This is a genomic window from Streptomyces sp. SID11385, assembly GCF_010548245.1.
Lineage (GTDB): Bacteria > Actinomycetota > Actinomycetes > Streptomycetales > Streptomycetaceae > Streptomyces.
In genome coordinates, this window is sequence record NZ_JAAGLR010000961.1 from 1 (window position 1) to 8,906 (window position 8,906).

Genomic DNA, 8,906 nt, shown 5'->3' on the forward strand with positions numbered 1-8,906 from the left:
CGCGCCCGGCCCCGGTGCCCCGCGTCAGGGGCGCGGCCCTGCCGCTGCCCGGCCCCGGGGCGGCGACGGACGACTTCTGGGCGGAGGTCGCCCGGCGCGGCACCCCCGTCGTGGGACCCGACCCCGAGGGCGATCCGGGGCACAGGGCCGTCACCTTCCTGTGGCGCGGCGGCACGGCGACCCGGGCGGTACAGGCCGTGCCCAACAAGCTCGCCGACCCGCGCGATCCGGGCGCCACGCTGATGGAGCGCGTGCCGGACACGGACGTGTGGCACGTCACGCTACGGCTCGGCGCGGACTGGCAGGGCACGTACGACCTGCTCGTCGACGAGGGCGGCGGCCCCGCGCCCGGCTCGCGGGAGTACGCGGCCTGGTTGCGTACGAGGCGCCGCGCCGACCCCTTCAACTCGCGCACCTTGCCGCGCCGTTGGGGAGGTGAGCCGCTGCACTGGGCGGCCCTGCCGCAGGCGCCGGCGCAGGATGCCTGGGCGCTCCCCTGCCCGGCTGCGGCGCGCGGCACCCTGAGCGAACACGCGGTGCCGAGCGCCCGGCCGGGCGGGACCAGGCGGACGTGGCTCTACACACCCGCCGCCGCGCACGCCGGGGCGGCCAATCCTGTCCCCGCCGGGACGTCGGCCGCCCCCGGCTCCGGGCTGCCGCTGCTCGTGCTGCTCGACGGGGAGCACTGGGGGCCGGTGCTGGGTGTCGCGGGGCTGCTGGACGGGCTGATCGCGGCCGGTCTCGTGCCCCCGATGGCAGCGCTTCTGCCGGACTCCGTCGACGCGGACACGCGGTGGGCGGAGCTGACCTGCCTTCCGGAGTATCTCGCCTTCCTGACCGAGGAGTTGATCCCGTGGGCGGCCGAACGGCTGCCGCTCACGACGGACCCGGCGCGGACGGTGATCGCGGGCCAGAGCCTCGGCGGTCTCACGGCCGCGTGGGCCGCGCTGGCCGCGCCGCACCGCTTCGGCAACGTCCTCGCCCAGTCGGGCTCCTTCTGGTGGCCCAACGGCCCCGGCGCCGAGTGGCTGACGCGCACGCTCGCCTCCGCCCCGCGCCTGCCCGTTCGCTTCCGTCTCTCCTTCGGACGTCAGGAATGGGTCGCCCTTCCGGCGGCGCGCCGCCTGCGCGCCGCCCTCGCGGAGGCCGGGTACGAGGACGCCGAGTACCGGGAGTTCAACGGCGGCCACGACTACCTGTGCTGGCGCGCGGAACTGGCGGCGGGGCTGCCCGAGCTGGTTCCCGGGGCGGCGGCACCGGCGGTGGGCGGGCGAGGTGCGGGGGTGCCGGGGGCGGCGGCCTAGAGGTGCCGGACGGTCCCGCGCTCGCCCGGGACCCCCACTCACCGCCCCCGCCCCCTCAGCCCCTCAGCTCCTCCAGCCGCCCCCTCAGCGCCGCCGCGATCGCCTCCAGCGGTCCCGCCGTGAGCAGTTGGGGGTGGGTGCAGGGCAGGTCATGGTTCTCGATCGTTCCGCGTACGTGCGGGAGCCAGGCCGTGTGGTGGAGCCAGTGCTGGTCGCGCGGGGCCGCCGCCGTGAAGAAGAGGACGTCTCCCTCGTAGGGGCGGCGGTGGGTGTGGGCGCGCATCAGGCGGGCGTGGTTGGGGACGACGTCGACGATGCGGGCGAGGGTGTCGTCGGCGAGGCCGGCGAGGGGGCTGCCGCCCTGCGCCAGGGTCGCCATGACGTCCTCCTTCGTGCGCTCGCCGGTCCGTTCGAAGCCCGCCATCCGGAGCACCGCCGTGAGCGCGTCGCCCTCCTCCGGGGCCGGGTTGTCGCGCCACTGCTCGGCGGGAAAGGCGTCGAGGAGCGCGAGCAGGTCGACCTTCTCGCCCGCCTCCTGGAGCAGCGTCGCGACCGTGTGCGCGAGCACACCGCCCACCGACCAGCCGAGGAGGCGGTACGGGCCGTGCGGCTGGAGGGCGCGGATCTCGCGTACGTAGTCGGCGGCCTCCTCCTCCAGGCTCACCGGGAGCGGGGCGGGCCCGTCGAGGCCGCGTGCCTGGATGCCGTAGAGGCGTCGGCCGGGGCCGAGGAGGGTGGCGAGGGCCGCGTAGCACCAGGCGAGGCCGCCCGCGGGGTGGATCGCGAAGAGCGCGGGGCCTTCGCCGTTCGCACGCAGCGGGAGCACGGTGGAGAGCGCGGCGCGGGCGAGGGGGCCCGTGGCGGTGAGGCGGGCGGCGAGCGTGGCCGGGGTGGGGGACTCGAAGAGGCTGCCGAGGGTCGGTTCGGCGCCGAGTTCATCCCGTATCCGGCCGACGAGCCGGACCGCGAGGAGCGAGGAGCCGCCGAGGTCGAAGAAGGCGTCCTCGGGGCCCGCGTCGGGGACGCCGAGGACCTCGCGGAAGAGGCGGACGAGGGTTTCCTCCTCCGGGCTCGCGGGGGCGCGCTCCTCTCCCGAGCCGGTGAAGACCGGGGCCGGCAGTGCCTTGCGGTCGAGCTTGCCCGCCGGGCCGAGCGGGAAGGCGTCGAGGCGGAGCACGGCGGCGGGCACCATGTGCGCGGGCAGGGTGCGGCCGAGTGCGCTGCGCAGTCCGGCCGGGTCGGCCGGGCCCGTCACGTAGCCGACGAGCCGCTGGTCGCCCGGCGTGTCCTCGCGGACGAGGGCGCACGCTCCGTCGACGCCGGGCAGGGCGCTCAACGCGGTCTCGATCTCGCCGAGTTCGACGCGCTGACCGCGCAGCTTGACCTGGTGGTCGGTGCGGCCGAGGTAGCGCAGGTCGCCCTCGGGGGTCCACTGCGCGAGGTCGCCCGTGCGGTACATGCGGGTGCCGGGCGGGCCGTAGGGGTCGACGGGGAAGCGGGCGGCGGTGAGTTCGGGGCGCGCGAGGTAGCCGTCCGCCACCTGGCGCCCGGAGATATGGAGTTCACCGGGCACGCCGGGCGGGCAGGGCTGTCCCGCGGCGTCGAGCACGTACAGGCGGGTGTTCCAGACGGGTCGGCCGAGCGGGACGGGTCCGGTGTCGCCGGGGACGCACGTGTGGTGGGTGACGTCGACGGCCGCCTCGGTCGGCCCGTACAGGTTGTGCAGGCGCGCTCCGGGCAGGACGCGGGCGAACGCGTCGGCGGACTCGCGCGAGAGCGCTTCGCCGCTCGCGAAGACGTCCCGCAGGCTCACGCACCGCGCGGACTCCCCCTCGGCGAGGAAGGCTTGGAGCATGGACGGCACGAAGTGGCAGACGTGCACGGCGTGTTGGGTGATCAGGTCGGCGATGCGGCGCGGGTCCTTGTGCGCCCCGGGCTCGGCGAGGACGAGGGTCGCGCCTTCGCGCAGCGGCCAGAAGAACTCCCACACGGAGACGTCGAAGGACGAGGGTGTCTTCTGGAGCACGCGGTCGCCCGGCGCGAGCGGGTACGTGCCCTGCATCCACCGCAGGCGGTTGTCGATCGCCGCGTGCGACACCACGACGCCCTTGGGACGGCCCGTCGATCCGGAGGTGTACAGGACGTACGCGGGGTGGTGCCGGGTGAGGGCACGGGGCGGGTCGCAGGCGGGGTACGCGCGCGTGTCGAGCGTGTCGAGCGGCAGGACGGGCACGGGGGCGTCCTGCGGCAGGCGCCCGCCCGTGTCGGTGAGCGCGCACACGGGGGTCGCGTCGGTGAGCATGAACTCCAGGCGTTCGACCGGGTATTCGGGGTCGAGCGGCAGGTAGGCGGCGCCGGTCTTGAGGACGGCGAGGAGGGCGACGAGGAGGTTCACCGAGCGCGGGAGCGAGACGGCGACGGTGGCGCCGGGGGCGGCGCCGAGCGTGGTGAGGTGGTGGGCGAGGCGGTTGGCGCGCGCGGTGAGTTCCGCGTACGAGAGGACCGTGTCGCCGAGGACGAGGGCGGGTGCGTCGGGGGTGTGCGCGGCCCGCGCCTCGATCGGGCCGATCAGGGTGGTGGGCGGCAGGGCGCGCTCGGTGGCGTTGAACTCTTCGAGGACGAGGTGGAGTTCGTCGTCGGTCGCGAGGGGGTGCCGGGCCGTGGGGGCCTCGGGGTCGCTCGTGGCGAGACGGTGCAGGAGGGCGAGGAAGCGGTCCTGGTGGGCGGCGAGCGCGCTCTCGTCGTGGAGGGCGGGGTTGGCGTCGTGGTCGATGCGCAGTCCGCGTCCGTCCGCGCGGTCGTAGACGTGCACGCTGAGGTCGTCGACGGGTCCGGCCGAAAGGTTCTCGGCGCGGGCGGGGGCGCCGGCGAAGGTGGCGCCGTAGTCGAAGGGCATGACGTTGACGAGCGGCCCGGTGAGCGCGCGGTCCGCGCCGAGCAGCCCGAGGTCGCGGCGCAGATCCTCGTACCGGTAGCGCTGGTGGCGGCGCGCCTCGCGCACCGCGGTGACGACGCGCCGTACGAGCCGCGCGAAGCTCTCCGCCGGGTCGACGCGCAGCCGCAGCGGTACGACGTTCATGACCATGCCCGGCACGCGCAGCGCCGCGGAGCCGAGGCGTCCCATGAGCGGCAGGCCGAGCACGACATCCTCGCGCGCGGTGGTGCGCGAGACGTGGAGGGCCTGCGCGGCGAGGAGGATGTCGGGCCAGGTGGCCTTGAGCGTGCGGGCGAGGGCGCGCAGGCGCGTGGTGTCCTCGGGGGTGAGGTGAGCGGTGCGGCGCAGGAAGGTGCGGGAGGGGAGCGCGGAGCGGCCCGCGAGGAGGGGTGCCTCCGGACGGTCGGCGAAGGCGCCCGTCCAGTAGGCGCGGTCGGTGTCCCTGTCGGGTCCCGTGCGGTACTCCTCGTCGAGCGCGAGGAGTTCGGCGAGGGTGCCGAAGGCGCGCGGCGCCGGTTCCTCGCCGGCGGCGAGCGCCGAGTACACCTCGGCGGTGCGGCGCACGAGGAGCGAGTAGCCGTAGCCGTCCATGACGAGGTGGTGCACGCACTGGTACCACAGCCAGCGTTCCTCGCCGACGCGGAGCAGGGCGTGCCGGAAGGCCGGCCCGCAGGCGAGGTCGAAGGGTTCGGCGAGGTCGGCGCGCAGCCACGCACGGGCCGCCTCCTCACCGCCGTCGTCGCGGAAGTCCCTTACGAAAAGCGGCGGTTCGACTTCGGCGGTCAGTTGCTGCCGGGGGCCTTCGGGCGTCTCGGTGAACCGCAGGCGGAGGCTGTCGGTCTCGGCGGTGACACGGCGCAGCGCGGCGCGGAAGACGTGCGCGTCGAGGGGGCCGTCGATCGTGAGGCACTCGGCGGTGTTCTGGGCGGGGCTGCCGGGGTCGAGGGCCTGCGCGTAGTACATGCCCCGCTGGGCGGCGGTGAGCGGGAGGAGGGCGGCGGCCGTGTGCGTCGTGGTGGTCACCGTGCCCCCAGGAGGTCGGCCCAGGCGGTGATGACGGGGTCCTCGGCGAGGTCGGCGAAGCCCGCGTCGACGCCGTGCTCGCGGCGCCAGCCCTCCAGGAGGCTCATGAGGCGCACGGAGTCGAGCCCGTGGTCGAGGAGGTTTTCGTCGAGGGGGATGCCGGCGGGGTCTTCGCCGAGCGCGTCGGCGACGTCGGCGCGGATCAGTTCGGGGGTGAGGGTGGGGAGCGGCATCAGAATTCCTTCAGCAGTGCGGCGGTGGGGGCGACGCGGGCGCAGCGGCCCGCCGCCCAGCGCAGCGCCATGTCGTGGTCCTCGCGCGAGAAGTCGGCGACCGCGTCGGCGGCGACGAAGGCGCGCAGGTCCCTGGACCAGGCGTCGGCCGCCGTCATGAGGACGCCGATGTGGGCGTAGACGCCGGTGACGACGAGCTGGTCGCGCCCGGCGGCGCGCAGCCGTTCCTCCAGGTCGGTACGGGCGAAGGCGCTGTACTTCCACTTGGTGAGCCGGATGTCGTCCGCGGCGGGGGCGACGCGCTCGGGGCTGCCGTGGGCGGCCGGGTCGGCGGGCATGCCGGGGCCCCAGAAGTCGAGCTGGAGGCCGCGCTGTGCGGCGGTCTGGCCGCCGCGCTGGGCCGTGTGGATGACGGGCATCCCGGCGGCGCGGGCGGCTTCGATGAGCCGGGCGGTGCGGTCGACGAGGCCGGTGAGGGGTTCGGTGCCCGGGGGGAAGCAGCGCAGGAAGTGGTGTTGCAGGTCGTGGACGAGGAGCGCGGCACGGGAGGGGTCGAGCCGCCAGTCGACGCGGTTCGCGGGCAGCTCGTCCGGGGTGGGGTGGGGGTAGGCGACGGCGCTGGGGAGGGGCATGGGGGCCTTTCGGGTGGGGGGTGGGGGGGTGAGGGGTGGGGACACGTCGCGTCGGGGAGGGGCGGGCTAGGCGGTGGGCCACCTTTGGCCAGGGCTCCGGTTATCCACAGGGCACCTGCCACTCTTTCGAGTGAGGCGCGTGGTGGCTTTCGCGGAGTTGTCCACAGATTTCGAGGGGTGGGCGGGGTGGGGGTGCGATTTGCGGGAGACTGGTATTGGGGTCGCCCCCCGGGCGGGAGGGGGCTGTTCAGAGCACCAGGAGGAGCCGCTGTTCAGCTCACCCCCGCACCCCCTCCCGCTGCCCCTTCTTGCTCACCTTCCCGATCCCCGTCTGCGGGAAGGCGTCCACGAAGGCGAACCGGTCCGGCACCTTGAACGCCGCGAGTCCCGACTCCCTTACGTAGCGCTTGAGTTCGGCGGCCCGCGGCACCTCCGCCCCCGCGCGCGGAATCACGTACGCGAGGGAGCGCTCGCCGAGGTAGTCGTCCGGCACACCGACGACGGAGGCGTCGAGCACGGCCGGGTGGCCGAGAAGCACGTTCTCGACCTCCTCGGGCGCGAACTTCTCGCCGCCCCGGTTGATCTGGTCCTTCGCGCGGCCCTCCACGACGAGGTGCCCGCTCGGCAGCCGTCGTACGAGGTCCCCGGTGCGGTACCAGCCCTCCGCGTCGAAGACGCGCGCGTTGTGCTCGGGCGCGCGCCAGTAGCCGCGGATCGTGTACGGGCCGCGCGTCAGCAGGTGCCCGACCGTGCCGTCGGGGACGTCCTCCCCCGCGTCGTCCACGACCCGTATCTCGTCGTCGGGCGAGATGGGGCGGCCCTGCGTCGTGAGCACCGTCTCCACGTCGTCGTCCAGCCGCGTGTAGTTGACGAGTCCTTCGGCCATCCCGAAGACCTGCATGAGCCGCGCGCCGAGCGCCGGGCGCAGGCGCCGCGCCGCCCGCTCGGCGAACTTCGCGCCGCCGACGAGGACCAGGTCGAGGCTCGTGAGGTCGTACGGGGTCGAGGGCGCCGCCTCGGTCCACACGAGGGCGAGCGGCGGCACCATGCCGGTCATCGTGATCCCTTCCCGCTCGATGAGCGGGAACGCCGTCCCGGGGTCGGGCGCCGGGCTCAGCACGACGGTGCCGCCCGCGAGCAGCACGCCGAGCCAGCCGGGGCTGCTCATCGGGAAGTTGTGCGCGGCCGGGAGGACGACGAGGAAGCGGGTGTGCGCGTCGACGCCGCAGATCTCGTTGGAGCCGCGCAGCGAGTAGGCGTAGTCGTCGTGGGTGCGCGGGATGAGCTTGGGGACGCCCGTGGTGCCGCCGGAGAGCTGGAGGAAGGCGAGTTCGCTCGCGTCGGGGCCCGGCGGGAGGTCCGCGGGGTCTCCCGTGACGTCGCGCAGCGCGGTGTGCTCGCCGGGGTCGCCCACGACGAGGACGTGGCGCAGCGCGGGGTGCCGGGCGCGCATCCGGGTGGCGAGCGCGCGGTGGTCGAAGCCCGCGTGGCGCTCGGGGACGACGTAGGCGACGGCTTCGCTGTGCGCGCAGAAGTGGTCGATCTCGCGCTCGCGGTGGGCGGGGAGCGCGTAGACGGGGAGGGCGCCGAGGCGGAAGAGCGCGAAGACGGTCTCGATGAACTCGCCGGTGTTGGGCAGTTGCACGACGACGCGGTCGCCCTTGCGGATGCCGAGACCGGCGAGCCCCGCGGCGAGGGTGTCCGCGCGGGCGTCGAGTTCCGCGTACGTCCAGGTGCGGCGTTCGGGCGCGGGGTCGACGAGTGCGAGGTGCCCGGGGTGGGCGGCGGCGCGGGCGCGCAGGAGGTCGCCGAAGGACTCGCCGCGCCAGTATCCGGCGGCGCGGTAGCGGGCCGCGAGGTCGGCGGGCCAGGTGGGCGCGTCGAGCCCGGGGGTGGTGGCCGGCGTAGTGGCCGGCGTGGTGGCGGGTGAGGTGGTCACAGGGCGGCTCCGACGGCGTCGAGGAAGGTACGGAACTTGGCGGCCGTCTCGGCGGCCTCGGCCTCGCCCGTCGAGGCGGCGACGACCCCGGCCCCGGCGAAGAGGCGCAGCGTGTCGCCCTCGGCCTCGGCGCAGCGCAGCGTCACGACCCACTCGCCGTCCCCGTCCGCGTCCTGCCAGCCGACCATGCCGGTGTAGGCGCCGCGGTCGAAGGGTTCGCTCGCCGCGATGACCTCGCGCGCGGTCGCGGTCGGGGTCCCGCACACGGCGGGGGTGGGGTGGAGTGCCTGGGCGAGGTCGAGCGCGGTCGTCGCGGGGGACGTGAGGTCCCCGGTGACGGTGGTCGACAGGTGCCACATGGTGGCGGTGCGGACGAGGGTGGGGCGCGCGGGCACGTCGATGCGCGCGCAGTACGGGGCGAGTGCTTCGCGTACGGCGTCGACGACGACGGCGTGCTCGTGGAGGTCCTTCGCCGAGTCGAGGAGCGCGGCGGCGGCGCGCACGTCGTCCGCGAGGTCGGTGCCGCGCGGGGCCGAGCCCGCGAGGGGGTTGGCGACGAGGCGGCCGTCGTGCCGGGCGACGAGGAGTTCGGGGCTCGCGCCGAGCAGCGTGCGTCCCGGGCCGCTGGGCACGGCGAAGGCGTAGCCGCCGGGGTCGCGGCGGGCGAGGCGGGCGAGCATGAGGGGCAGTTCGGGTGCGGTGCGCCCGGTGAGTTCGAGGGTGCGGGCGAGGACGACCTTCGCGAACTCGCCGGCGCGCAGTCGCTCCACGGCGGCGTCGACGGCGCGTGCGTAGGCGGCGGCCGGGGGCACCTCGCGCAGGTCCCAGCCGCCGGGCGCG

The 8,906-nt window shown here is 75.4% G+C and carries 6 protein-coding genes; 1 reads left to right on the forward strand and 5 read right to left on the reverse strand.

Annotation, left to right across the window (positions count from 1 at the left end; translation table 11 throughout):
- The coding region (gene fes, locus G3I42_RS29200) for an enterochelin esterase (protein ID WP_164290754.1) at positions 1-1,304 on the forward strand (1,304 nt) is incomplete at its 5' end.
- A 55-nt stretch (positions 1,305-1,359) separates the two neighbouring features.
- Here the strand turns inward: fes and G3I42_RS29205 are convergent.
- From G3I42_RS29205 to G3I42_RS29225, 5 genes are all read right to left on the reverse strand, one after another.
- Positions 1,360-5,262, reverse strand: coding sequence for an amino acid adenylation domain-containing protein (locus G3I42_RS29205; RefSeq protein ID WP_343244699.1), 3,903 nt, complete (start codon positions 5,260-5,262; stop codon positions 1,360-1,362).
- Positions 5,259-5,495 (reverse strand): phosphopantetheine-binding protein, encoded by a 237-nt coding sequence (locus G3I42_RS29210; protein ID WP_164290755.1) that lies wholly within the window; start codon positions 5,493-5,495, stop codon positions 5,259-5,261. Before G3I42_RS29210 ends, G3I42_RS29205 begins: the two co-directional genes overlap by 4 nt.
- Complete coding sequence (locus tag G3I42_RS29215) at positions 5,495-6,127, reverse strand: isochorismatase family protein (protein WP_164290756.1); 633 nt, start codon at positions 6,125-6,127, stop codon at positions 5,495-5,497. Before G3I42_RS29215 ends, G3I42_RS29210 begins: the two co-directional genes overlap by 1 nt.
- A gap of 277 nt (positions 6,128-6,404) precedes the next feature.
- On the reverse strand, positions 6,405-8,066 hold the full coding sequence (locus tag G3I42_RS29220; RefSeq protein WP_164290757.1) for an AMP-binding protein: 1,662 nt from the start codon (positions 8,064-8,066) through the stop codon (positions 6,405-6,407).
- The coding region (locus tag G3I42_RS29225) for an isochorismate synthase (protein WP_164290758.1) at positions 8,063-8,906 on the reverse strand (844 nt) is incomplete at its 5' end. The genes G3I42_RS29225 and G3I42_RS29220, both read right to left, overlap by 4 nt.